Raw genomic sequence first — 23,316 nt, 5'->3', positions numbered from 1 at the left:
GCCGCTTGCCACCCTCCCCGGCGTTCCCCGGGTCAGGCTGCCCCCAGCTTCACCAGGCCGCTGCGACGGCCCGGCGGTGTCGGCCTTTCACCTCCACTCGATTACGCGGCACTTCGTGGCGCACTCCTGTCTCATTGAAGCTGGTGCCGCGAACAGGCAACGTATGCCTGTTCGCGGGAGATTGGGCTGTCGACTGATGGGAGAGTGTGGCCGTGGAAGTTGCCAACCGCGCGTTGACGGTGGACGTGGTCGCGGCACTGACGTACTGGCCTGGCGTCATCTGGGGAGGTCAGAAGAACCCTCCGGACCCGGTGGATCTCACTGTTCTGCCCCCTTTCTCCAACGAGGTGTTGGGGGAACTTCCCTGGTGGAACCTCGACTGGAAGGTCAGCCACGTCGAGCCGGGTGAGATCGCCAAGGTTCTGGGCATGTCCGAAACGGACGTCAGGGTCATCGCTGGACTCGACCACAGCAGTAAGCGGTAGCTGACAGGCGGCGGCGTCACGATGCGGCGTTGGCGCTGCGTCAAGCGACGCTCGCCCTGTTGATCAGCGTGCGGAGGCGCTTGTCGGCGGTGTGTCCGTGAGACCGGAACACGAACGACTCGGTCCGGTGAGAAATCGACTCGCCTGAGTGAGACGTGACACCTTGGGTCTTGAGCTCAGCGGTGCGCCTCGTAGGGCAACTGATATTCCGTCGGAATACGCGACGGCTGATCCCCGGCGCGTGCGGCCCAGGGGCCGGCTGAGCGGGCCCCTGGCAAGATCCGCGGGTGGCACGGCCCTCGGGCAGATAACGCCCCGCCCAACTCACCAGGCCATGCCGGCCTGCTCGCAGGATCGTGCGGTTGAACCGGTTGAAGAAGCTGGTCAGCGCAATGTTGGTCGGTGTTCCGGTCGGCAGGGTGACGGACCGCTCCCAAGGAGTCCAGCGGGGGTACACCTGCGGCGTTGTCACTGGTGGATGCAATGATCGCCCTGGCCGGCGTGAGCACGCTGGTATCCCGGCTCCGAGGGCTGGAATGGACGCGTGGCAGGAGCTTTCGGCGCGGATGGAGGAGCGTCTGAAGGCGGTGTCGTCCGGCGAGCGTGGCATGTTCGCCGCCGGGGTGGCGGAACGGCGTGAGCCGGACGATCCGTCTCCGCGTGGAACTACGTGCTCCTCTCTCCAGTCGGGAGTGAGTACCAGATCGGTTGAGCCAGCGTCTGGTATCCGCCCGCCCAGCACCCTCAACCGACATTCCCAGCATCGCCACGTCTCAAGATGGTGTGCATCTGCGCCGTTCTGGCAGCGCTGGCCCGTGGAACTCGCCGGCCGCTCATGCGCCCGGCCGAAGCCGTGTGACGAGCGCCGTCCGCCCGCACTGCGGCGACCGCCTCGGCAGTGACTCACCCCGCATGCGGCAGGTCCACAGACGCGAACTGAACCGGGTCGGACAACCGCTGCACCGGCGATCCGGCCGTCGACTTGGCGGTCGCAGGACCCTGGCGCATCGCGGCCTTGACCTCGACCATGGGCGCATGCGGTGCATCAGGGGGAAGGCCACCGCGGTGGCAGCACTGTTGGTCGGCGTCCTGGTCGGCGCCACGGCGTGCGGTGACGGGAGCGACGCCGCACCGAAGGTGGAGACCGTCAGCCTGAAGGTGGGCGAGACGGGCGAGTTCAGCACCGAGGCGCTGGCCGACGACAAGCCGGACACCACTTTCCGCATCACGGTCCGGAGCGTTTCGTACATGACGGAAGGGGGCCAACCGCTCATCCCGGTCAAGCCCAGAAGGGGATACTTCGCCTTGGTCGGGCTGCGCATCGAGAACACCGGCGACGCTCCCGGCCGTATGGAACCACGCATGTTCAGGTGGGCGGCGGACTCCGGGGAGCAACTCCCGTTCGCCAATGCCTGCTGCATCGCCGAGCAGCAGATCTTCAACCTCAACCAGACCTATCCACCCGGGCATTGGGCGGAAGACACAGAGGTCTACGACGTGCCGGAGAAAGGCGGGCGCCTGCTCTACCCTCCCCATCATCTACCCGCCCGGTCCAAGACGCCTCTGCTGTCCATCGAACTGCCCGAGGGCAACGCATCCGGCGGCGAGAACGAAGGGGGCGGCGGTGCGAGTCCGCCGACGCTGCCACAGGGCGTCAGGGTCAGGGCCGGAGAACCGGGCGAGTTCAGCACCGAGACCACACGCGACGACTACGCACCGGCCACCACCTTCCGGATCACCGTCCGAAGCATGAAGTACCGGAGGGAGACGACGGACTCCTACGGAGACGTGGAACGGCCGAAGAGAGGCTTCTTCCTGCTGGTCGAGCTGAACATCAAGAACATCGGCGACGCTCCCGGCGACTTCAGAGTGGAGGACTTCGCCTGGGTGGGCAACGGGCAGCAACGCATCCAGGAGACGTATGACTGCTGCCCCCTCGGCATGCCGCGCACCGACTTCTCCCAGTCCTATCTGTCCGGCTACCAGGTGACGGGCACCGCGGTCTTCGACGTACCGGAGGCGGGCGGCTACCTCGAATATCCCAGGGACTGGGCGGCCCATGGAATGGAACACCCGCTTCTGCTCATCGAACTTCCGGACGCATGAACCGCCGTCGGGTCGGGGCACCGTGCCGTTTCTCGACGAGGGACCGCGGCAGCCGCTCCCTCCCGACATCACTCTCACTCCATCGACTCCAGAATGCGGTCGAGTGTGCGGCGCCCCATTCTGCTCATCGTCGGATTACTCTCGACGTAGTACCAGACAACACCCATCGCCTGTTCGAACGCCCATGCCTTTCCGCGCTCCCACTCCAGATCGTCACAGCCCAGTGTCCGCCGGAGCACTTCCCGCGGGCCCGGCTGCAACAGGTGCCAGGCACTGACCAGATCCAGCGCGGGGTCGGCCGGGCCGAAGCCGCCGGTGTCGAGTACGCCGCTGAGCCGGTCTCCCGCGACCAGCACATTGCCGGGAATCAGGTCACCATGGCTCATCACGTCGGCCCCCGTGCGTGGCAACTCCCGGAAATGGCTCCACACCTGGCACAGCCGGGGCACGTCGAGCAGCCCCTCACTCTCCACGAAGCACTTCGCCATCCAGTCGTCGTGGTGAGCGAGAACGCCGCCACGACTTTCGCCGCTGAAAAGCCGCCCCCGCGTCTCGGCGTCCCGCAGGGCTGCGATGAAGGCCGCAAGGTCCTCGGCAAAGGCGTCCGACCGACTCGGGTCGGCATCAAAGGCGACCGTACCCGGCAGCCATGTCTGGACCGACCACGGCATGGGGTAACCCGCTCCAGGCCTTCCCAAGGCGACGGGTTCCGGGGCGGGGAACCGAGACACCCGTGCCAGTTCCGCGCTCGCCTGGACTTCCTGTTCGAGAACCGCCAGCGCCTCGGCAGCATCGGCCAGACGCAGTGGGAAACGCGCAGAGAGGTCGTTCCCGATGCGGAAGATGGCGTTGACCGTCCCGGTCGACGACTGGAGTTGGATCGCCTTGCCGCTCCACTGAGGGAACTGTTCTTGGATCAAGGTCGCGACGATTTCGGTCGTCACGTCCACTTGGTCATCGTGCATGGTCATTCGCGCAGGCTCTTCCACTAGTCCAATTCGAAACGCCGGAAGCAGGCCAGACCGACTGAGACGACAGCCAGTATTCATGCGCCAGGGTCCAGATCAACTGAGATTTTTTCGGCCACCCAGCCGGCCGGTGGAAGCTGGTGCGTTGCCGCTGAGCTGCGAGGACTTCATCGAGAGTCTGCCTCCGGATCGGCGACCACCCAAGAAGTGAGCGTGTGGCGTCCGGGGCAGGGCAGGCGCAGCGGCCGCGGGTGACCGGCGTTGACCCTTTCAAGGGGTTCGGAAGCTCGCGCATGCAGCGGATGAACCCTTCGTTCCCCACGGATCCCGCTGCGTGTCCATCGCCGTCCTTCGGGCACTCGGCCCGAGAACAGGGACCCATGAGGAGGATGTGTGCAACTGTCATTCCTGGAACCGCTCTTCGACCACGCAGGCCCCTGGGCCACCGTGTACTTCGACCCTGCTCAGAACGACGAGTCGGGGGCGAAGCGGCGCGAGCTGTCCGTACGGGAAGCGTGCCGAGTACTGGAGGAGGAGGGCGCGGACACGGCGACCACCCGGGCGGTGCGCGACGCCCTGATGAACATCAGCCCCGCGGAAGACCCGGCAGGGCGAGTGATCTTCGCCTGCGGAGGGGAAGTGGTGCTCAGCTGTCGTCTCTCCCGGCCGCCACAGGGCCCGATCGCGTGCTGGAACCCGCTGCCACGTCTGACGCCGCTGCTGGAGCTGTGCGGCCAGGACCCGGTCTGCCTCGTGGCGTACATCGACCGGACCGGCGCCGATTTCGAACTGCGCGGGGCAGCCGGCCCGCAGAGCGCCGGGCAGGTCCAGGGGCGGCAGTGGCCGGTGCACCGTACGGCCTCGTCGGACTGGTCCGAGCGGCACTTCCAGCTCAAGGTCGAGGACACCTGGGACCACAACGCCGGCGAGATCGCCGAAGCGCTGAGCTCGGCGTACGAGGAGTCCGGCGCCGACCTGGTCGTCCTGGTCGGCGACCCTCGCGAACGGCCCGCCGTGCGGGAAAGGCTGCCCGAGGCCGTCCGCGGGGTCACGGTGGAGACCGAGCACGGCGGACGCGCTGCGGGCTCCTCCTCCACCGTGCTGGAAGAGGCCATCGAGCAGGCCCGGCAGCAGTACACCCGTCGCCGCGTCGAGGAGGCGCTGGACCGCTTCCGCGCCGGACGGGTGGGCACCGACCGGCCGACGGACGCGGTGGAGGGAGTCCCGGCCCTCACGGAAGCGGCCCGGGAACACCGCATCGACACGCTGCTCATCCGTCCCGACGGGGCGGACCTGGCCCGTGAGACATGGGTGGGCGGCGAACCGGACCAGGTGGCGGTGCGCCGGAGCGATGTGCGGACCCTGGGCGAGGGCGATCCGACCCCGGTACGTGCCGACGACGCGCTGCTGCGGGCGGCTGCCGTCACCGCCGCAGACGTACTGATCGTTCCTCCTTCGGACGGGGACGGCGACGGGGCCGACGTTCCGGCAGGTGGTCTCGGCGCGTTGCTGCGCTGGACGTACGAGCCGACCGCTGTCTGACGACGGCGTACGGCGATGAGGGCGACAAGGGGGACGCGGTGCTGGATGCCGTGCGACGGCTGCCGGACAGCGGCGAGTACGCCAAGGTGACCGAGATCGTCAACGCGATCGATCACGGGCACGACGGGTGAGGCATCCGGAGCACCGGCCGGGATCCTGTCGGCCAACCGGAGTGAAGTGGCGGACCGGCGTGAGGTCGTCGGTGCGCGCGTGGCAGGTATCCGTGCTGGGTGGCGAGTCGGTGGAGCGCTGGACGGTGATCGCTCCTGCGTCTGCCGGAGGACCCAGCGCACGGGACGCGGACGGCCCCGACGACGCACGGGCTGACCAGAGCCGGTCGGCCCCCGGCCTCAGCACTACAAGGAGTGAAGAAGCATGGGACACGGCGGAAACGTCATCCAGGAACTGACCGCGGATCATCGCGAGGTGGACGAGCTCTTCGCGCAGATCGAAGCGCTGCCCGGTGCCGACCAGCAGCGACGCGAACTGGCGGACCGGCTCACCATGGAGCTGATCCGGCACTCGGTGGCCGAGGAGCAGTATCTGTACCCGACGGTGCGCCGGTACGTCGACGGGGGAGACGACCTCGCCGACAAGGAACTCGCCGACCACGGCGAAGTCGAGCGCATGCTCAAGGAACTCGAAGACTGCGAGCCCGGGGACGGGCGTTTCGACACGCTGATCACGCGGCTGAAGAACTCCGTCACGGCCCATGTGAGCGACGAGGAGAACCGGCTCTTCCCGATGCTGGCCGAAGTCTGCTCCGCCGCCGCACTGGAGGAACTCGGTGAGAAGGTCCGCTCGGCCAAGGAGCACGCTCCCACCCGCCCACACCCGTCGGCGCCTGACACTCCACCGGCGAACAAACTCCTCGCGCCCGGTACCGGCATGGTCGACCGCCTGCGCGACATGCTCACCGGGCGCGGAAAGCAGGACTGACAACAGGACTGACAACAGGAATGGGATCTGGCCCGCGTCGTGGGCCTACGAGCGCATCCCGGGCCGCATAGGCCTACGAGCGCATCCCGGCCCGCGCGAACTCCCGTATGCCGGGACTCCGGCTGCGCAGCGCGGGCCGGGCCTACTTGGGAGGGAGGCTCGCGGCGAAGGCGCGTCCCCCGGCGATCCACTCGTCGAGGACGTCATCCTCCGAGAGGGCGGTCCCCGCGACGAGGATCCAGCCGCGCATCGGTCGGCCGGTCATGTCGAAGACACGTGTGCCCGGCCGTGCCAGTGCGGCGTCGGTATGGTCCGGGCCGACTCGCACCATGAGATCGTCGCCGCTCACACCCACGGCCATGTTGCCGCGGTACAGGAAGGCGATCCCGCCGAACATCCGCCTCTCCGCGACGTCCGGATCGGCGCCCAGTCGTTGTCTGATCCGTTCCGCCAGTCCCTCGTCGTACGGCATGAAGGCGCCCCCTAACGTCTCGTGAGCCTGTGCTCGAGGTCGCGCAGGTCCTTGCCGATGGAGGTGCGGACCTGGCGGGCCAGTAGAGGAGCAGCCAACCGGTAGAAGCCGCCTGCGCCGCCGCGGACCCGGATGCGGGTGAGGGTGCCGCGCAGGTCCGGCTCGAAGGTGTACGTCACATGCATGGGCATCGGCCCGGCCACAGAGACCATGTCCAGCAGGCGGGGCGGCTCGTGCGAGGCCACACGTAGGACGTAGTCGATGCGCCGGCCGAGGAAGTACGCCGTCCGGGTGACTTCGGCGACCACCCCGAAGCCGCCCTCGTCCGTCTCCCGGGTCAGCTCCGCGGTACGGATGCCCTGGGTCCTCCCCCATAGCCCTGAACGGGCATGGGAGGTGCCCCCAGGCGTCATGGCGCCAGTCCATGGCGTACTCGGCCATCCGTTCGTGCGGGAGCGGGATCATGCGCTCCGCGGACACTTCGATCGTCATCGTGCTGCTGCCTCGTCCTCGACCGGCCGGGATCGGGGCCCTGTTCGTGTGTCGTTTGCTGTGTCGTTCGCTGCGTCCAGGATCCTCGAGGCGGAAGCGGGGCGCACCACGACTTGTCGGATGCCGGTGGAAACCACCATGTGCCGGTGCGTCGCAGCGGGACAGCGCGGCATTTCCGCGAGACGCTGCCGCGGCGGCGGCGCGGAGTGCCGCTCCCCGCACCCTCGACCCTGTCCGCCTCTCCTTTCCCGGGAGCCCGCCATGGCAGCACCAACCGCCCCGTCCACCGAGGACGGCTACCGCTTCGACGACCTGCGCGCGCTCTTCATCAACTGCACGCTCAAGCCGTCACCCCAGCTCAGCCACACCCAGGGGCTCATCGACAAGAGCCGGTCGATCATGGAATCGCGGGGGGTGACCACGGAGCTCGTCCGTGCGGTGGACGAGGACATCGCTCCGGGTGTGTACCCGGACATGACCGAGCACGGCTTCTCCACCGACGCCTGGCCCGCGCTGTACGAGCAGGTGACGGCCGCGGACATCCTGGTGCTGGCAGGACCGATCTGGCTCGGCGACAACAGCTCCGTCACCAAGCAGGTCATCGAGCGCCTGTACAGCTGCTCCAGTCTGCTCAACCCGCAGGGGCAGTACGCCTACTACGGGCGGGCCGGCGGCTGCCTGATCACCGGCAACGAGGACGGCGTGAAGCACTGCGCGATGAACGTCCTCTACAGCCTGCAGCACCTCGGCTACACGATCCCGCCGCAGGCGGACGCGGGCTGGATCGGCGCGGCGGGGCCCGGCCCGTCCTATCTGGACCCTGGTTCGGGCGGCCCGGAGAACGACTTCACCAACCGCAACACCACCTTCATGACCTGGAACCTGATGCACCTGGCGGCCATGCTCAAACGCGCCGGAGGCATCCCGGCCCACGGCAACCAGCGCACGGAGTGGGACGCCGGCTGCCGACCGGGGGCGGACAACCCCGAGCACCGCTGAAGAGTCCTCCCGGGTCTCCCGCCGCCCGCAGACGATCTGCCCATAAGGCGGTTTGCGCGTGTGGGGATCGCTCAGCGTCTCGGCCGCTTTCCGGGGTCGGCGCCGGCTCGGCGCCACTGTGTGGGGCTCATTCCGTGCACCTTGCCGAAGGTGCGGGCGAAATAGCCGGCGTCCGGGAAGCCCACTTGCCTGCCTATCTCGCTGATCGGCAGTTCGGTCGCGGCAAGCAGGCGGCGGGCTTGTACCAGGCGCCGCTCGGTGATCCACTCCTGCACGGTACGCCCGGTCCGTCGGCGTACCGTCGAGGTGAGGTGACCTGGGGAGATGCTGACCGCGGTAGCCACGTCGCGCAGTGACAGCGGTTGTGGGTACCGCTGCTCGATGACCTCGAACACCGCGGCGAGCAGTGGTTCCCGGTTCTCGCGCAGGTCGCCCACGACGTCGGTGGCGAGCCGGGACACCGCGACCAGCAGCAGTGTCAGGTGGGCCGGCACGGCCTCCCGGTAGCCGTCCCGTCGTTGCGCCAGTTCGTGGTGCAGGGCCTGGATCCGGGCGGCCCACTCGGGCCGGTCGGGTTCGGGTACCCGCATCCGCAGGGCGCCGATCGCTCCGCCGCGGACGAACGGGAACAGCAGTGGGTGGGTGCGCCAGGCCAGGTGGGCGCCGGGGGCGTCGGGGCCGAGCGCGTCGGCGGTGAAGAACACGCCCCAGCCTTGGGTGTGCGCCAGGTCGGTGGCGTGGATGTGGCCCATCACGTCGCCGGGCGCGATGACGAACAGGTCACCGGCCTCGATCGGCCAGGTCCGCCGCCCCGTGCGCAGCTGCCCGCCGGCGGTCTCGAAGTACGCCACGCCGGGGAAGTCGTGCGCGTGCTCCTCGAAGGTGCCGGTGCTCTCCCAGCCGTGCTCCAGCCGCCAGGTCGCCACGGGCAGCTCGCCGGGTGCCGGCAGCATCGAGTAGGTCGCCGGCCGGTCCCGGCTGGGCGCCTGTCGCACAGTCTCCACCGTCGAATCGTCCCACTGATGCCGCAAATCGGCACAGGTCAGCAGCTCCTGACGCGGTCAGAATGGCGGTATGACCGAAAAAACGTCTCAGCCGCTCACCGAGCGGGAGTACATACCGGGCTTGGGCAAGGACTTCCTGACGCCGCTCTACGACGTGGCACACCACGTGTTCGGGCTGCACCCGATCCACCAGAGGATGATCACGCTGGCCGAGTTGCGGGACGGGCACCGGGTGCTGGACGTCGGCTGCGGCACGGGGAACCTGCTGCGGGCGACCGGTCAGCGGCACCGGAACGTGGATCTCTTCGGGCTGGACCCTGACCCGAAGGCCCTGGCACGCGCCGGCCGCAAGGCCCGGCGAGCCGGCCTCACCGTACGGCTGGACCGCGGATTCGCCCAGGAACTGCCGTATGGCGACGGCTCGTTCGACCGAGTCTTCTCCAGCCTGATGCTGCACCACCTGGACAGCACGTCGAAGGACGCACTGCTTGCCGAAGTGCGCCGGGTGCTGCGGCCCGACGGGCTGCTGGTCCTGGCCGACGCGGTCCTCGGCGAGCACGGCCATGACCACTGGCACGGCCGAGGCCGTCGGCAGATCGGGACGCGCGGCCGGACGCGCGGCGGCATGCGCGAACGAATGCGCGAACAGATGCGCGACAACGTCGGCGATTCCGTGTCGCAGCGGATCGCCGCAGCCGGCTTCACCGTGCAGCCAACCCGCACCATGGCCCTGCGGATCGGCGGAAGAGTCGGCATCGAACTGGCCCACCGGGGCGGGTGAGCCCAGGAGCAGCCTCGGCCGCACCGCCTGTGCCGGGGATGGCCGACGCCCCGTGACGTCCGGCGGTGATGCAGCCGGCCTGCCGGCCGTCCCGGGTGTGACAGTCGCGATGCGCGCCGCGCTGTACGTGGTGGGCGGTGGACTCACGGCCCTGTGAGGCCGCTTCCTCCTGAGCGGCTCTCGCACCAGGGCGGGCAGGCGCCCTCCCCCGTCGCCTGCCCGTCCTGTGCGGCCATCGGCGCGGCGGTCCCGGCCGATGGCGAAGCGTCGAGGGCTGTGCCCGAGGCGGCGGACTGGCCGAGCCGTCCCGCCGGCCGCGAGGTCTCGGTACGCTGTGCGCACATGGAACATATGGCGCGCTCATGTTCAGATCGCATGATTCAAGGCGTCCGATGACCGCTGTCTCAAGCAGGAATGGTGTTGCACGTGCTCGTTGCCGATCGGTACCAGCTCAACAAACCGCTCGGACGCGGCGCGATCGGCGAGGTCTGGCACGCCACCGACCATGTGCTCAACCGCCCCGTCGCCGTGAAGCTGCTGCTGACGGGCCCGGAGGGCCAGGCCGCGGACGCCGACGCCGAACGCTTCCGCCGGGAGGGCCGCACGGCCGCCCGCCTCAACCATCCCAACGTAGTGAGTGTCTATGACTTCGGCTCCCATCAGGGGCGCCTGTACCTGGTCATGGAACTCGTCGAGGGCCGGACTCTCGCCGAGGAACTCACCAGGCGCACCGTCCTGGAGCCCGAGGAGGCCGTCGCCATCGGGGCACAGGTCGCCGCCGGCCTGTCCGCCGCTCACCGCCAGCAGGTGATCCACCGCGACATCAAACCCGGCAACATCATGCTCACCGCCGACGGCACCGTGAAGATCACCGACTTCGGTATCGCCCGCTTCGCCGATGCCATCGCCAGCACCCTCACCACTCCCGGCAAGATCGCCGGTTCCGCGGCATACCTGGCACCCGAGCGAGCCGTCGGCCGCACCGCGCAGCCACCCTCGGACGTGTATTCCCTGGGCTGTGTGCTGTACGAGGCGCTCACCGGCCGCCTGGTCTTCCCCGGTACCACCGCCCTGGCCATGGTCCGCCAGCAAGTCGACGCCACCCCCGTCCCGCCCACCGAACTGCGCCCGGAAATCCCACGCCCGCTCGCCGACTGCGTACTGACCATGCTCGCCAAGGACCCGGCGCAGCGCCCCACCGCCGACCAGGCCGCCGCCTGGTTCGGCGAGGCGGGCCAACGCCCCGAGTCCACGGACGCACCGCCGGAGAACGACTCCACGACCACGCTGGCCGCCCTGCCTTCCCTGGCCGAGCCATCGGCCACCGGGGACCGCGGCCACTGGGCCCGCGGCCGCCGACTGCCACCGAAAGTGCTCCTCGGCCTGGCCGGCGCCGCCCTCCTCGCCGGCACTGTGGCCGTGAGTACGTCCCTCGACTCCGACGACAGCGCCCCTGCGCCGCCTCCCGCCGCCACGACCCGGACCTCATCCGCGCCCGCCCCCTCGACCGAGCCCCCGACGCCACGCCCCGCCGCCTCGCCCAGCAGCTCCGAGCCCCGAAGGGCATCGGAAAGCGAGGGGCCCCCAGACCAGCACAAGGCGGAAGAGGCCACGAAGGACGCCGGGGACGAACGAGGGAAGAAGCAGAAAGAAGACAGGAAGAAAGCCAGGCACTGACCGTTCCTCTCGCTCTCGGCTGCGCCCGCATCCTCCGGCACGGCCGAGTCGTGCTCCGAGGCGGACCCTACGGCTCTTGCGTGGGCTTGACGTGCTGGGAGGGAATCCGATGATGGCGGCGTGAGAACACAGAACGGCGAGTCCGTCCTGGCGAGGGTCGTACGGATCTTCGAGGCGTTCACGCCGGAGGAGTCGGCCCTTACCGTCTCGGAGATCTCCCGCCGCACGGGGCTGCACGTGGCGACCGCGTCGCGCCTGGTGGCCGAGTTGGTCTCGTACGGGTTCCTGACGCGGGACACCGACCGCCGGGTCCGAATCGGCATGCGCCTCTGGGAGCTGGCCACCCGGGCCTCGCCGACCCTGTCGCTGCGCAACGTGGCCATGCCGTTCATGGAGGGCGTCCACGATGTCGTCGGCCACCATGTACAGCTCGGCGTGCTGGACGGCGACGAGGTGCTGTTCCTGGAGCGGCTGACGGCACCGGGCGCGGTCATCAACTACACCCGCATCGCGGGCCGCCTTCCGCTGCACGCATCCTCCAGCGGCCTGGTCCTCCTCGCCCACGGCCCCGCCGACCTGCGCCGACGGGTGCTCGACGGGGCCCTGGAGCGCTACACTCCGGATACTCCCGCCACCGCCGCACGGCTGCGGGCCGTGCTGGCCGAGGTGCGTCGGCAGGGATACGCGTACTGCCCGGGTTACGTACACCCCGACGCACTCGGCGTCGCGGCGCCGGTGCGCGACGCGCAGGGTGAGGTGGTGGCCGCGCTGGCGGTGATCGTCCCCAACGAGACGGGGGCCTCGTCCGTCGTACCGGTGGTGCGGACCGCCGCACGCGGTGTCTCCCGGGTGCTGGGAGCACCGGACGCCCACCGGAATTTCCTCTCTCACTGATTGAGAATGCCGTCGCGATCGTCGGTGGCCGCCGCGCATCCTGCCTGCAACCCAACGACGGGAGGCGACAACGTGGTGGGAAGCAGCGCGGTTGCGGACGCCGGGTCCGACATCGGCGAGGGACGGTCGGCGCCGAGGAACGCGGCGACCCTGACGGTCTCCGCGAAGGAAGAAGTCGCCGAGGGCGTCGTGTCACTCACCCTCGCCCACCCGCGCGGTGCCCGGCTGCCGGACTGGACGCCGGGTTCCCACATCGACCTGGTGCTGCCGGAAGGGACGACCCGGCAGTACTCCCTGTGCGGCGACCGATGGGACGCGTACACCTACCGGATCGCCGTGCTGCGGGAACCCGTCGGACGATGGGGGTCTCCCCGCTCGAGCGAAGCCGGGAGTGGGGGAGTAGCCGGGAGTGGGGGAGTAGCCGGGAGTGGGGGAGTAGCCGGGAGTGGGAGAGGGTCCGCGTATGTGCACGACCGGCTGCGTCCGGGGGACCCGGTCGGGATCGGCGGCCCGCGCAACCACTTCCCCCTCGTGCCGTCGGAGAAGTACCTGTTCATCGCGGGCGGCATCGGCATCACCCCGCTGTTGCCCATGGTGCGTCAGGCCGAACTGCTCGGCGCGGACTGGCAGTTGCTGTACGGCGGGCGTACCAGGTCGTCGATGGCCTTCCGGGAGGAGCTGACGGGGGCCTACGGCGGACGGGTGCGCGTCGTCCCGCAGGACGAGCTCGGACTGCTGGACCTCGCGGCCTGGCTGGGCACACCGCGCCCCGACACCAGGGTGTACTGCTGCGGCCCCGCTCCGCTGCTCACCGCCGTCGAAGCGGCGTGCGCGTCCTGGCCCCCGTACGCCCTGCGCACCGAACGCTTCACCGCCGCCAGGCAGACTCCGCCGGTGCGGGAGGCCCCCTTCGAGGTCGTACTGCGCCGCACGGGACGGACGGTCACCGTCACTCCGGACGTGTCCGTGCTGGAGGCGGTGCGTAGTGCCGGAGCGGACGTGCTGACCTCCTGTGAACAGGGCACCTGCGGCACGTGCCTGACGCCCGTACTGGAGGGGCGGCCGGACCACCGGGACTCCGTCCTGGCCGACCACCAACGGGCCGCGGACGACTGTATGTTGCTGTGCGTATCCCGCTCCTGCGGCGACCGTCTCGTCCTCGATCTCTGATGATCGAACTCCGGTCCGCGAGGCATGCGACGAAGCTCTGACACGAGACGAAGCTCTGAATCTGTGAGACACGAGACGAAGCTCTGTCTCCGAGGCGAAAGCCCCATCTCAGATCCCTGACTACTGTTCACTTCCCAAGGAGCCGCGATGACCGAGGCACTCGAGCATGCCGTCGTGCCGCCCGTCAGTGACGCCGATCCGTTCGCCCACGACGTCCTCCTGCACCCCGGACCGCTGCACCAGGCCCTGCGCGAGGCCGGTCCGGTCGTGTACCTCGCGCGCTACGACGTCCACGCGCTGGCCCGCTACGAGCAGGTGCACGCCGCTCTCGTGGACTGGCAGAACTTCGAGTCGGGTTCGGGGGTGGGCCTGGCCAACTTCCGGCACGAGAAGCCGTGGCGCCCGCCGAGCCTGCTGCTGGAGGCCGACCCGCCCCGCCACGACGCCCCGCGCCGGGTGCTGCGGGAGATCCTGGCCCCGCCCGGACTGCGTCGCCTGCGCGAGACCTGGCACGCCCTGGCCGAGGAACTCGTCGACCAAGTCCTCACCGACGGCGCCGAGTTCGACGGCCTAGCGGTGCTGGCGGAGGCGTTCCCGCTGCGTGCCTTCCCGGACGCGGTAGGCCTCGGCCCGGACGGCCGGGACAACCTGCTGCCGTACGGCAACATGGCCTTCAACGCCTTCGGCCCGCGCAACGACCTCGTCGCGGCGGATGCCCACCGGGTGGCCGAGCTGTCGGCGTGGGTCAACGCCCGATGCGCACGGGAGGCGCTCAGCGAGGACGGCTTCGGCGCGCGGATCTGGTCCGCCGCCGACCGTGGCGAGCTGACGTACGAGCAGGCCCCGTTGGTGGTGCGTTCCCTGCTCACCGCCGGCGTCGACACCACCGTGCACGGCCTGGCGGCCTGCCTGTACGCTTTCGCCACCCACCCGGCGGAGTGGCAACGGCTTCGGGAGCGGCCGGAGTTGGCGCGGACCGCGTTCGACGAGGCGGTGCGCTGGCAGTCACCGGTGCAGACCTTCTTCCGCACCGCCACCACCGATGTCACCATCGCCGGCACCCTCATCCCCGCGGACACGAAGATCCTCATGTTCCTCGGCGCGGCCAACCGCGACCCGGCCCGCTGGCACGACCCCGACCGCTTCGACCTCACCCGCGACCCCTCCGGCCACGTCGGCTTCGGCATGGGCATCCACCAGTGCATCGGACAGCACGTGGCCCGGCTGGAGGCCGAGGCGCTGCTGACCGCCCTGGCCCGCCGCGTCGAACGCATCGAACTCACCGGCACACCCCACCGCCACCCCAACAACACCCTGCGCTCATGGGCGTCCCTGCCCCTGCGCGTACAGCCGGCTGACTGATCAGCCGCCCGTCCGTTCCGCGGTACGGTCCATCGGACGCCGCCCGGTTCAGTGGAGGGCGGTCCGCTGCACCGCGGAAGGCGCCCGGCAGACGGTGCGCTGCGCGCCGAGCCCGGAGATCGTCCATCACATCGCCCGGCTGCAGAGACGTGCAGCCGATCCGCGGCAGCGCTGATCGTGTCCTCCTCGGCGATGGCTACGAAGTACCAGAGCGGGCGCAGGGAGAAGCCTGGACGCGCCCCGGCGGTGCGGTGCACGGCGCCCCGGCACTGGGGAAGCGCTGGTTGCCCGGTTGCCTCGGCGCGGGTCCTGAACCGCGATGGAAGCCGCGAGGGGAACTCTTACAGTCCGAAGGGGCCTGCGTCCGGCTCACCTACTCCGACTCCCGTCTGCTCATCTCGGTCCAACGACGGGGCCGCCGCCACCGCGTCGGTCCCGGGCGGCGGCTACGGTCTGATGGGCATGCGTGAGCGTGCCCACTCCGTCGGCGGCGCCCTGAACGCCGGCCCTCGCCCCGAGGGCGGCTTCGAAGTCACAAATGCACTGCCGCTGCACCCGCTCGCCCCGGAAGAAGACGTGGCAACCCGTTGAGCATTCGCGTACTGCTCGTCGACGACCAGGCCCTGCTGCGGGGCACGTTCCGTCTGCTGATCGACTCCTGTGAGGACATGGTGGTGGTCGGCGAGGCCGCCAACGGCCAGGAGGCCGTGGACCTCGCCCGCATCCACCGCCCCGACATCGTCCTGATGGACATCCACATGCCCGGCACGGACGGTCTCGCCGCCACCGCCGCCATCTGCGACGACCCGGAACTGGCCGGCACCCGGGTCCTCGTCCTCACCGTGTTCGAGACCGACGAATACGTCGCCCGGGCACTGCGCGTCGGCACCAGCGGGTTCGTCGGCAAGTACGTCACCACCGACGCCCTGCTGGCCGGCATCCGCACCGTCGCGGCAGGCGAGGCCCTCCTCTCGCCCGGCGCCACCCGCGCCCTCATCACCCGCTTCCTCACCGGCCCGGCCCCCAGCGTCCTCCTGGCACCTCCGGAGCGCCTGAACGACCTCACGCCCCGGGAGCGGGAGGTGACCGAGCTCGCCGCCCGGGGCAAGTCCAACGACGAGATCGCCGGGGAACTCGTCCTGAGCGTCCTGACCGTACGAAGTCACATCCAGCGCCATGACCAAGCTCGGCGCCCGCGACCGCGCCCAACTCGTCGTCATCGCCTACCAGAGCGGACTCGTGGGCCCGACACAGGCCGGAGACGCCCCGGCTGACCGGTCAGGGCACCAGGCGTGGCCCTAGAGCAGGTCGCGTGGGATCCTCTTGTTCCAGGTGCGGGAGAAGACCCGGCGGTCGGCCTCGTACGCGTCCAGGGTCGCGTCGACGAAGAAGTCGGTCTCGTCGCAGCCGAGCGAGGTGTGCGTCACCACGCGTACGTCCCAGTCGTCCCGCCGGAACCGCATGGTCCAGGTGGCTTCGCCGTTGACCGAGGTGAAGTCGTCGGCGACCGCGGCATAGCGCTCGTAGGCGCGACGGCCGGCCTCGAGGCCGATGTCCTCGAAGCGGACCGTGCCCCGGTCCTTCACGATCTCCAGCTCGGCCTGGTAGCCGACCAGGTCCCGCTTGACCTCCCAGCGCTCTTCGGGTGGCGTCACCTGGCGTGTGGCGATCGGGGGGGTGCCCTCGGGTTCGCCGAAGGGGCTCGGCTCGATGTCGTCGGGTTCGTCCACCGGCCGGACCGGCAGGGTGAGCGTGCTGGAATGCTCGTGGACGCTGAGCAGCGCGGGCTTCGGCGGTGGCCAGGCGAGGGGCCAGTAGGACGTGGAGAGGGAGAGCCTGATGCGGTGGCCGGGTGGGAACGACTGTGCGACGCCGTTCAGCGGAATGGTGGCACGGTAGCGCCGGCCCGGCTCCAGGGGCTCGGGGGCCTCCGTGCTGTCGCGGCGGGTGAGGTTCAGCAGGCCGTACGAGACGCGGGTCGCGGCGCCGTCGGGGCTCACGTCGGACAGGCGCGCGGCCACCATGGCGACGGGCTCGTTCACCGACAGGTCGAGCTCCACACTCGGTGAGCCGAGGATCTCCAGCAGTTCGGTCAGCGGCTCGCTGTCGAAGACGAGGGAACCGCCGTCCTCCTCGCGCTGGTCGTACGGCAGGTCCGGTGGCGCGTTGTAGGAGGCCCACTTGCCCGCGAACTGGCCGACGGACAGCGGCGACTGCACGGTCATCGTGTCGGTGGCGTCGGTGGCGTCCGTCGTGCCGGTCGCGTCTGTCGTGTCTGTCGTGCGGGTCGTGTCGGCCCGGTCGATCATCGCGTCGCCGTAGGGCGTCCCTCGCGTACCCGTCCCCGCGTCCGTCGTGTCCCGCGGTGGTTCGATCCTGTGCCGAGTGAGGGGATGCGTGACCGGCCGGATGTGCGGGGAGGGCCAGTCGGGCTCTCCGACCCAGCGTCCCGGACGCTCTTCGTACGAGGTGGAGGGCGGCACGCTGTCCTGCATCCACGTCCGCAGCATGGGACCGTCCATGACGCCGTTGTCGACGCCCTTGAGCCAGTGGTCCCACCACCGCACGACCTCCTGGAGGTAGCCGATGGCGGGACCGGGCTCCCCGAGGTGGGGGAACTTGTGCGACCAGGGGCCGATCAGTCCCTTGCGGGGCACGTCCAGGTGGCCGAGCAGCCGGGTCACGGCATTGGAGTAGCCGTCCGCCCACCCGCTGGAGGCCAGGACCGGGCAGCGCACGCTCTGGTAGTCCTCGCACACCGAGGCGTGCCGCCAGTAGTCGTCGCGGCGCTGGTGGCGCAGCCACTGCACGACCCAGGGCTCCGTGTGCTCCAGCCGTTCGTGCCACATCTCGCGCCAGCTGTCGCCGACCACGGCGGGGTCGGGCGGACAGGTGCCGTAGGCGAACATCGTGCCGGCCTCGGCCAGGTTGTCCGACAGCAGGGCGCCGCCCATGTAGTGCATGTCGTCGGCGTGCCGGTCGTCGGTGAAAGAGGCGATGACGATGGCCTTCAGGCTGGGCGGCCGGCGGGCCGCCACCTGGAGGGCCGCGAACGCGCCCCAGGAAATGCCCATCATGCCGGTGCCGCCGTCGCACCAGGGCTGCTCCGTCAGCCACGCCAGGACCTCCTCGGCGTCGGCCTGCTCGCGGTCCAGGTACTCGTCACGGAGCACGCCTTCCGAATCGCCGGTGCCGCGCAGGTCGACGCGGACGCAGGCGTAGCCGTGTCCGGCGATGTAGGGGTGGTGGATCGAGTCGCGTACGGCCGTGAGGTCGCGTTTGCGGTATGGGATGTACTCCAGTACCGCCGGGACCGGCTCGCGGTCCGAGGAGGTGGGGCGCCAGACGTGCGCGGAGAGACGGACCCCGTCGGACATGGGGATCGTGACGTGCTCTTCTTGCTTCGTCGCGTACGGCAGGTTGGTCACGTAACGCATGGGACCGACGTGCTCCTTGACTCTTACGGGGTCGTGTCACTCCGCCGGGATCTCGTCGAAGGAGAGACCCAGGGATGCCACGCAGTGGTCGTACTTCTCCCGCAGTTCCTCCTCGCTCGCCCCGCCGGTGAAGATGTGCGCCAACTCGTAGCTGTAGCTGTCCTGTTGGGGAAGGTCGGAGAGCCTGCTGCCTGCCTCGGGGATCACTTCGACGCGTACGCCCGGCGTCTCCCGCTCGATGCGGGCGATGTCCTCCGGCCCGGGCACACGGCGTACCACGCCGTCGGTGAACCAGCGGTGGTACCACTTCGCCGCCATCGCGTACTGGCCCTCGCGGTGCGGCATGCGCGGGTCGTCGCCGAGGGCGAGGCGGACCATGCAGTGGTGGTTGGGCACGCCGTCGACGTACTGGAACAGTTCCGCGTGCGACTGGGAGTGCCGGGGGTTGATCTCCAGCAGGCTGATCTCCTGCGTTCGTGGATCGTAGAAGTACTCGATGCTGAAGGTGGCCGAGTCCATTCCGATCTGCCGCATCACGCGCTCGGAGACGTCGTGGAGCTCCGAGAGGACCGGCTGCGGCAGCGTCGAAGGGTACTGGTGGCGCAGGAAGCACGGAGAATCCGGGTAGTTGATGGAGTCCAGGGTCCCGTAGACCGTCACCTGGCCCTGGTGGACATAGCCCTCCACGGCGACCTGTACGCCGGACATCGCCTCCTCCGCCAAGCAGACCCGGCCACCGACACCGTCCATCTCCGGCGGCAGGTCGACGCGTTCGAGGATGTGCTCGAAGGGGCGGCCGATCCGGGCGATTCCCTCGCGGATCTCGCTGACGGCCGTGCGGAACTCCTGCTCGTCCCCGACACCGAAGGCGAGTTCGGAGGAATAGGACAGCGCCGGCTTGACCCACATCGGGAATCCGACGTTCTCGGGCGGGCGCGGCGGCTCGCCCGTGAGGTCGACCCTGCCGAAGCGCGGGTGCCGGTCGGTGACCTTCTGCTGTTCCAGCCGACTCCAGTACTTGTGCTCGCACTTGACGACGGACTCCAAGCTCGTGCTGCGGGTGCCGTGGCGCTCGCTCAGGATCGGGACGAGGGTGCTGACCGGGAAGTCCCAGTAGCCGACGATCGCGTCGATGCTTCCGTCGAAGTCATCCAGTACGCCCTGGGCCTTCTTGATCAACGTGGGCAGGTGCACCTCGCCGACCTGCAGTTCCTCGATCGTCAGAAGTTGGTGGAAGCGCAGCGAATCCGCTCCCGGGATCTGCTGGAGCGTCGGCAGATTGGCCTCGTCGAGCCCGATCACGAAGACGTTGCGGACCTTCTCGTCAGGCACGGCTCTCCTTCCGACCTCCGGCCGAGTGGCCGGTCTGCCAAGATCGTTGGAGTACCCCTCAGCGCGAAGGTCAATCCGGTCCGGGCCGATACCCGGTCGCGGTGCGGCGGTGCCGCGGTGCGGCCGACCTGAAAGCAGCAACTCCTGAAGCAGCAACTCCGAAAGCAGTAACTGGCGAGCACTCAGGGACCGGGAGCGGTCACGACGATGGGACGGCATCCCCCTCGCGGTCCTGCTGATGGAACGGTCCGTCAGCGAACCGGCCGCAACCCGGCCCTGCGCCAGGCATCAGCGTGACGACGCGGTACTCATTCCGTGTCGTTGCGCAGCGGCACTACCCACTCCAGGACGGTCCCGCTGGGCTGGTTGGTGCCCAGGGTGAAGGTGCCGCCGAGGTCGTCGGCGCGGGTGCCGATGTTGGCCAGTCCGCTGCGGCGGTCGGCGGCCGGGTCGATGCCGCGGCCGTTGTCGGCCACCCGCAGGCGCAGATCGCTGCCGGTGGCTTCGGCCGTGACTTCCACGGAGGTGGCGTTGGCGTGCCGGGCGGCATTGGACAGGGCTTCGCGCAGCACCGCGAGCAGCTGCTCACGGTGGCCGTCGGGGACGTCGGTGTCCAGCAGACCGCTCATGCGCAGGGCGGGCGTGAAGCCGAGGGCCTCCGCCGCCTTGCCCACCTCCGTCACGAGCCGGGCCCGCAGCCCGGCGGATTCGGAACGGTCGCGCTCGTGCAGGGAGTAGATGGTGGAGCGGACGACCTTGATGGTGTCGTCCAGGTCGTCGACGACGCGTCGGACGCGCTCGGCCACTTCGGGACGGTCGGCCAGGCGGTTGAGGACCGACTGCAGGCTCAGTCCGCTGGCGAACAGGCGCTGGATGGCCAGATCGTGCAGATCCCGGGCGATGCGGTCGCGGTCGTTGAGGACGAGCAGCTGATCGGCGTCGCGGCGGTGCTCGGCGATCTCCAGGGCGAGCGCGGCATGGTCGGCGAACCCCGTGATCATCTCGATGGTGGCGTCGGGGAAAGCGGGGCCGCCCTGCTGGTTCGCGACCTGGAGGACGCCAAGGGCGCGCTCTCGGGTGCCCAACGGGATCAGGAACGCCGGACCCAACTCCCGCAGGGCCGAGCTCCCGGCCTCCGCACGCGGGTCCTGGCTGAGGGCGGAGCTGACGATCGTCTCGCCGGAGGCGAACACCTTGGCCGCCAAAGTCGTGTCCTCCGGAAGGGCCAGGCCCCGGACCCGGTCGGCCTCGGTTCCGTCGGCGGCCTCGATGACGAGGTTTCCGGTGCCGGTCACGGGCACCGCCAGCGTGACCAGGTCGGCGCAGGCCAGCTCACGGACCGTGGCGGTGAAGGAGTGCAGGACCTCGGTGGGATCGGTACCCGACAACAGGGTGCGGGTCAGTTCGCTGCTCGCGGTCAGCCAGCGTTCGCGGCGGCGGGCGTCGTCGTAGAGCCGGGCGTTGTCGATCGCCACGCCCGCCGCCGCGCCGAGCGTGCGCAGCACCGCCTCGTCCTCGGCGTCGAACTCCACCCCGCCGTGCTTCTCCGTCAGATAGAGATTGCCGAAGATCCGGTCGCGCACCTGGACCGGAGTGCCGAGGAACGTGGTCATCGGCGGGTGGCCGGGCGGGAAGCCGACGGAATCCGGGTGATCGCTCAGGACCGGGAGCCGCAGCGGGTGAGGCTCGCGGATGAGCAGGCCGAGGATGCCCTCGCCCCGCGGATAATGGCCGATCCGGGCGATGGTCTCCTCGTCGATACCCACCGTGATGAACTGCTTGATGCCGCCCTCGTCGCCGACGATGCCGAGCGCACCGTAACGGCAGTCCACCAACTGGACGGCGGATTCGACGATCTGGTGCAGCACCGCGTCCAGATCCAGATCGCTGCCGATGGCCAGCACCGCGTCGAGGAGGGTGTGCACCCGGTTCTGGGTGCTGCGTACCCGCTCCACCTGCTCCTGGAGACCGTCCAGCAGCGCGTCCAGGCGCAGTTGCGGCATCGGTGGTGCCGAGGCCGGACGATCCTTCGGATCGTGTGCGCGCTGGTCCATCCCAGTTCTCCTCACTCGCCGCACGGTCGGTCTCATGATGCCCGATCTACATCGCGCACGGTCGAGCGCTTGTTCAAAGACGGTGGGTGGAGGTCCACCGACCGGAGGCGCGAGCGTCTCCCGGGAATCACCGAGCGTAGCGGTACGGGTGGGTGAACAGTGAGCCCAGCTCACCGGCAGGCGGAGGGAGTGTCCTCGGTCAGGGTCCGCCGTGCCGGGCGACGGGGCGAAGAGGGACCTTCCGGGCCGTAACCCATACGGATCATCATCTGCGCGTGCTCGCGCCTGTCGCCGGACTCCTGTACCAGCTGATTCCGCAGGTCGGGCCACTCCAGTGCTTGGTGCAGCAGGGATGCCCGTACGCCGTGCGCGGTGGCCACCAGCAGGACACGTTCGAGTGCCTGTCCGGCGCGCAGCCAGTCCGCCCGCCGGTCGTGCCCTGTGGACAGCACGGAGATGGACGGCCGCTTCTCGAAGAGGCGGGCGGTCAGCACCGAGGGATGCCGGTGTGCACCGAAGTCCCGCATCGGGATCCGTTCCCGGAAGTCCTGCGGTCCCAGAGCCCGCGGTGGCATTCCGAGTGCCCCGCCATCCGGCTCGTGCACCCAGCGGCGGCTTTCCGCCGCCCGGTCGGCATCGGCCGTGTTGCGCTGCTCGGCCTCGTGGGTGAGCTGGAGCAGACGGTCTGTTCCGTCGGGACCAGGCCGGTTCAATGAGGCCCCTTCCGCGTGGGCGGCCTCGGCGAGTTCGGTCAGGAGGAAGGTGGGCAGGGGGCGTTCGGAGAACGGGAAGCGGCTGCTGTGCCTGCGCCACAGAGCCTCGTACAGCTGTGGCGGTGGGGGCGTCCGTGCGGGGCCGCCGAGCCGCACGGTGGCGAGCAGGTCCGGTTCGCCGGGCCGGGGCAGCAGCCGGGTCACCGGCTCCCAGCCGGCGTGGGCGACGGCGATCCGCAGGTTGAACAGCGCACAGCCGACGGAGACGTGCAGGGCGCGCCCCGCGGGGTCGGTGTGGCGGAGCCCGCGGTCGGCGGCGGCACGGATCTCCAGCGTGAGGGTGTCCGCATCGAGCCGGAAGCGCCAGGGCTGGGTGTTGTGGATGGAGGGCGCGGCCACGGCCGCGGAGATCAGCCTCTCCAGGGCCGGCACGTCGAGGACTGCGGGGCACATGGGGAACTCCTCACTGCCCCGCGTCTTCGGGCTGCGGGGCTGCTCGGTGACCCTGTCCAGCGTGGTGCCCGCGGAGTGACGGCAGGAGGGGCCGTACGGCCTCGATCGGGTGCCGGAGGGCCCGGGGCCGGAGAGTCCGCGTGGCCGGGGGCCCGGGGCCGGAGAGTCCGCGTGGCCGGGGGCCCGGGTGCCGGGTCGGGTGCCGGAGGGTCCGCGGTGCCGGGGGCCCGGGGTACCTGGGTGCAGGAGGGCCCGGCCACCGGGCGTCACCTCGCCGTGCGGTCGCCGGATTCCGGGGTGTCGAGCTGCGAGGCGAGGACCGCGGCCTGTACCCGTCGTTGGACGCCGAGTTTGGCGAGCAGGCGGGAGATGTGGTTCTTGACGGTCTTCTCGGACAGGTAGAGCTTCTTGCCGATCTCGCGGTTGGTGAGTCCGT

The 23,316-nt window shown here is 69.8% G+C and carries 19 protein-coding genes and 2 pseudogenes; 12 read left to right on the top strand and 9 right to left on the bottom strand.

Annotated elements, in window-relative coordinates; all coding sequences use genetic code 11:
* Positions 1–212: 212 nt before the first annotated feature.
* Entirely contained in the window at positions 213–485 is a 273-nt protein-coding gene (locus EF387_RS44255; RefSeq protein ID WP_238432051.1) for a hypothetical protein, read from the top strand.
* Between the two features lie 1,035 nt (positions 486–1,520).
* Positions 1,521–2,591 (top strand): DUF4352 domain-containing protein, encoded by a 1,071-nt coding sequence (locus tag EF387_RS44250; protein WP_128382261.1) that lies wholly within the window; start codon positions 1,521–1,523, stop codon positions 2,589–2,591.
* A gap of 74 nt (positions 2,592–2,665) precedes the next feature.
* On the opposite strand, the gene EF387_RS44245 is transcribed toward EF387_RS44250, so the two are convergent.
* Positions 2,666–3,562 (bottom strand): aminoglycoside phosphotransferase family protein, encoded by an 897-nt coding sequence (locus EF387_RS44245; RefSeq protein WP_128382260.1) that lies wholly within the window; start codon positions 3,560–3,562, stop codon positions 2,666–2,668.
* Between the two features lie 390 nt (positions 3,563–3,952).
* On the opposite strand from EF387_RS44245, the gene EF387_RS44240 reads away from it, so the two are divergent.
* Positions 3,953–5,101 carry a baeRF2 domain-containing protein gene (locus tag EF387_RS44240; protein ID WP_128382259.1) on the top strand — a complete coding sequence of 383 codons (1,149 nt, stop codon included), beginning with the start codon at positions 3,953–3,955 and terminating at the stop codon, positions 5,099–5,101.
* A 375-nt stretch (positions 5,102–5,476) separates the two neighbouring features.
* Entirely contained in the window at positions 5,477–6,040 is a 564-nt protein-coding gene (locus EF387_RS44235; RefSeq protein WP_128382258.1) for a hemerythrin domain-containing protein, read from the top strand.
* Between the two features lie 142 nt (positions 6,041–6,182).
* Here the strand turns inward: EF387_RS44235 and EF387_RS44230 are convergent, their stop codons facing one another.
* Complete coding sequence (locus EF387_RS44230) at positions 6,183–6,512, bottom strand: TfoX/Sxy family protein (RefSeq protein ID WP_128382257.1); 330 nt, start codon at positions 6,510–6,512, stop codon at positions 6,183–6,185.
* A gap of 11 nt (positions 6,513–6,523) precedes the next feature.
* Positions 6,524–6,925 (bottom strand): SRPBCC family protein, encoded by a 402-nt coding sequence (locus EF387_RS44225; protein ID WP_420802701.1) that lies wholly within the window; start codon positions 6,923–6,925, stop codon positions 6,524–6,526.
* A 340-nt stretch (positions 6,926–7,265) separates the two neighbouring features.
* Here EF387_RS44225 and EF387_RS44220 point away from each other — a divergent pair, with 340 nt between their 5' ends.
* Positions 7,266–8,003 (top strand): flavodoxin family protein, encoded by a 738-nt coding sequence (locus EF387_RS44220; protein WP_128382256.1) that lies wholly within the window; start codon positions 7,266–7,268, stop codon positions 8,001–8,003.
* A 71-nt stretch (positions 8,004–8,074) separates the two neighbouring features.
* Here the strand turns inward: EF387_RS44220 and EF387_RS44215 are convergent, their stop codons facing one another.
* Positions 8,075–9,007: an AraC family transcriptional regulator gene (locus EF387_RS44215; protein ID WP_202918572.1), complete on the bottom strand. Its 933-nt coding sequence runs from the start codon at positions 9,005–9,007 to the stop codon at positions 8,075–8,077.
* 70 nt (positions 9,008–9,077) lie between these two features.
* Here EF387_RS44215 and EF387_RS44210 point away from each other — a divergent pair, with 70 nt between their 5' ends.
* The 7 genes and pseudogenes from EF387_RS44210 to EF387_RS44180 all read left to right on the top strand — a co-directional run bounded on the left by EF387_RS44210 (position 9,078) and on the right by EF387_RS44180 (position 16,193).
* Complete coding sequence (locus EF387_RS44210) at positions 9,078–9,788, top strand: class I SAM-dependent methyltransferase (RefSeq protein WP_128382255.1); 711 nt, start codon at positions 9,078–9,080, stop codon at positions 9,786–9,788.
* A gap of 426 nt (positions 9,789–10,214) precedes the next feature.
* Positions 10,215–11,465 (top strand): serine/threonine-protein kinase, encoded by a 1,251-nt coding sequence (locus EF387_RS44205; protein WP_128382254.1) that lies wholly within the window; start codon positions 10,215–10,217, stop codon positions 11,463–11,465.
* 120 nt (positions 11,466–11,585) lie between these two features.
* Positions 11,586–12,359: an IclR family transcriptional regulator gene (locus EF387_RS44200; protein ID WP_128382253.1), complete on the top strand. Its 774-nt coding sequence runs from the start codon at positions 11,586–11,588 to the stop codon at positions 12,357–12,359.
* A 72-nt stretch (positions 12,360–12,431) separates the two neighbouring features.
* Positions 12,432–13,529, top strand: a complete 1,098-nt coding sequence (locus tag EF387_RS44195) for a PDR/VanB family oxidoreductase (protein WP_128382252.1) — start codon at positions 12,432–12,434, stop codon at positions 13,527–13,529.
* A gap of 147 nt (positions 13,530–13,676) precedes the next feature.
* A complete protein-coding gene (locus EF387_RS44190) occupies positions 13,677–14,891 on the top strand; it encodes a cytochrome P450 (protein WP_128382251.1) in 1,215 nt (404 codons plus the stop codon).
* Positions 14,892–15,244: 353 nt separating this feature from the next.
* Positions 15,245–15,482 (top strand): annotated as a pseudogene (locus EF387_RS49130) (sensor histidine kinase); the annotation flags it as partial.
* Positions 15,479–16,193: pseudogene (locus EF387_RS44180) on the top strand (response regulator). The pseudogenes EF387_RS49130 and EF387_RS44180, both read left to right, overlap by 4 nt.
* Here EF387_RS44180 and EF387_RS44175 read toward each other — a convergent pair.
* The 5 genes from EF387_RS44175 to EF387_RS44155 all read right to left on the bottom strand — a co-directional run.
* A complete protein-coding gene (locus EF387_RS44175; protein ID WP_128382250.1) occupies positions 16,190–18,328 on the bottom strand; it encodes a CocE/NonD family hydrolase in 2,139 nt (712 codons plus the stop codon). The pseudogene EF387_RS44180 and the gene EF387_RS44175 sit on opposite strands and share 4 nt — an antisense overlap.
* Positions 18,329–18,364: 36 nt before the next feature.
* Positions 18,365–19,660 carry an ATP-grasp domain-containing protein gene (locus EF387_RS44170; protein WP_128382249.1) on the bottom strand — a complete coding sequence of 432 codons (1,296 nt, stop codon included), beginning with the start codon at positions 19,658–19,660 and terminating at the stop codon, positions 18,365–18,367.
* Between the two features lie 308 nt (positions 19,661–19,968).
* A complete protein-coding gene (locus EF387_RS44165; protein ID WP_128382248.1) occupies positions 19,969–21,714 on the bottom strand; it encodes a GAF domain-containing sensor histidine kinase in 1,746 nt (581 codons plus the stop codon).
* Between the two features lie 170 nt (positions 21,715–21,884).
* Positions 21,885–22,880: an Acg family FMN-binding oxidoreductase gene (locus EF387_RS44160; protein ID WP_128382247.1), complete on the bottom strand. Its 996-nt coding sequence runs from the start codon at positions 22,878–22,880 to the stop codon at positions 21,885–21,887.
* Positions 22,881–23,146: 266 nt separating this feature from the next.
* Positions 23,147–23,316, bottom strand: a 170-nt coding sequence (locus tag EF387_RS44155; RefSeq protein ID WP_155589833.1) for a response regulator transcription factor, incomplete at its 5' end; no start/stop codon positions are given.

The organism is Streptomyces cavernae (assembly GCF_004023625.1).
In the GTDB taxonomy this organism is placed as follows: domain Bacteria; phylum Actinomycetota; class Actinomycetes; order Streptomycetales; family Streptomycetaceae; genus Streptomyces; species Streptomyces cavernae.
This window is presented reverse-complemented; position numbering and strand designations above follow the sequence as displayed.

What these genes read in the sequence shown, in the direction of transcription:
- EF387_RS44250 (WP_128382261.1), top strand. Translation starts at nt 1,521, where the DNA reads ATGCGGTGCATCAGGGGGAAGGCCACCGCGGTGGCAGCACTGTTGGTC.
- EF387_RS44235 (WP_128382258.1), top strand. Translation starts at nt 5,477, where the DNA reads ATGGGACACGGCGGAAACGTCATCCAGGAACTGACCGCGGATCATCGC.
- EF387_RS44165 (WP_128382248.1), bottom strand. Translation starts at nt 21,714, where the DNA reads ATGGACCAGCGCGCACACGATCCGAAGGATCGTCCGGCCTCGGCACCA.
- EF387_RS44220 (WP_128382256.1), top strand. Translation starts at nt 7,266, where the DNA reads ATGGCAGCACCAACCGCCCCGTCCACCGAGGACGGCTACCGCTTCGAC.
- EF387_RS44245 (WP_128382260.1), bottom strand. Translation starts at nt 3,562, where the DNA reads ATGACCATGCACGATGACCAAGTGGACGTGACGACCGAAATCGTCGCG.
- EF387_RS44225 (WP_420802701.1), bottom strand. Translation starts at nt 6,925, where the DNA reads ATGACGCCTGGGGGCACCTCCCATGCCCGTTCAGGGCTATGGGGGAGG.
- EF387_RS44210 (WP_128382255.1), top strand. Translation starts at nt 9,078, where the DNA reads ATGACCGAAAAAACGTCTCAGCCGCTCACCGAGCGGGAGTACATACCG.
- EF387_RS44160 (WP_128382247.1), bottom strand. Translation starts at nt 22,880, where the DNA reads ATGTGCCCCGCAGTCCTCGACGTGCCGGCCCTGGAGAGGCTGATCTCC.
- EF387_RS44230 (WP_128382257.1), bottom strand. Translation starts at nt 6,512, where the DNA reads ATGCCGTACGACGAGGGACTGGCGGAACGGATCAGACAACGACTGGGC.
- EF387_RS44175 (WP_128382250.1), bottom strand. Translation starts at nt 18,328, where the DNA reads ATGCGTTACGTGACCAACCTGCCGTACGCGACGAAGCAAGAAGAGCAC.
- EF387_RS44190 (WP_128382251.1), top strand. Translation starts at nt 13,677, where the DNA reads ATGACCGAGGCACTCGAGCATGCCGTCGTGCCGCCCGTCAGTGACGCC.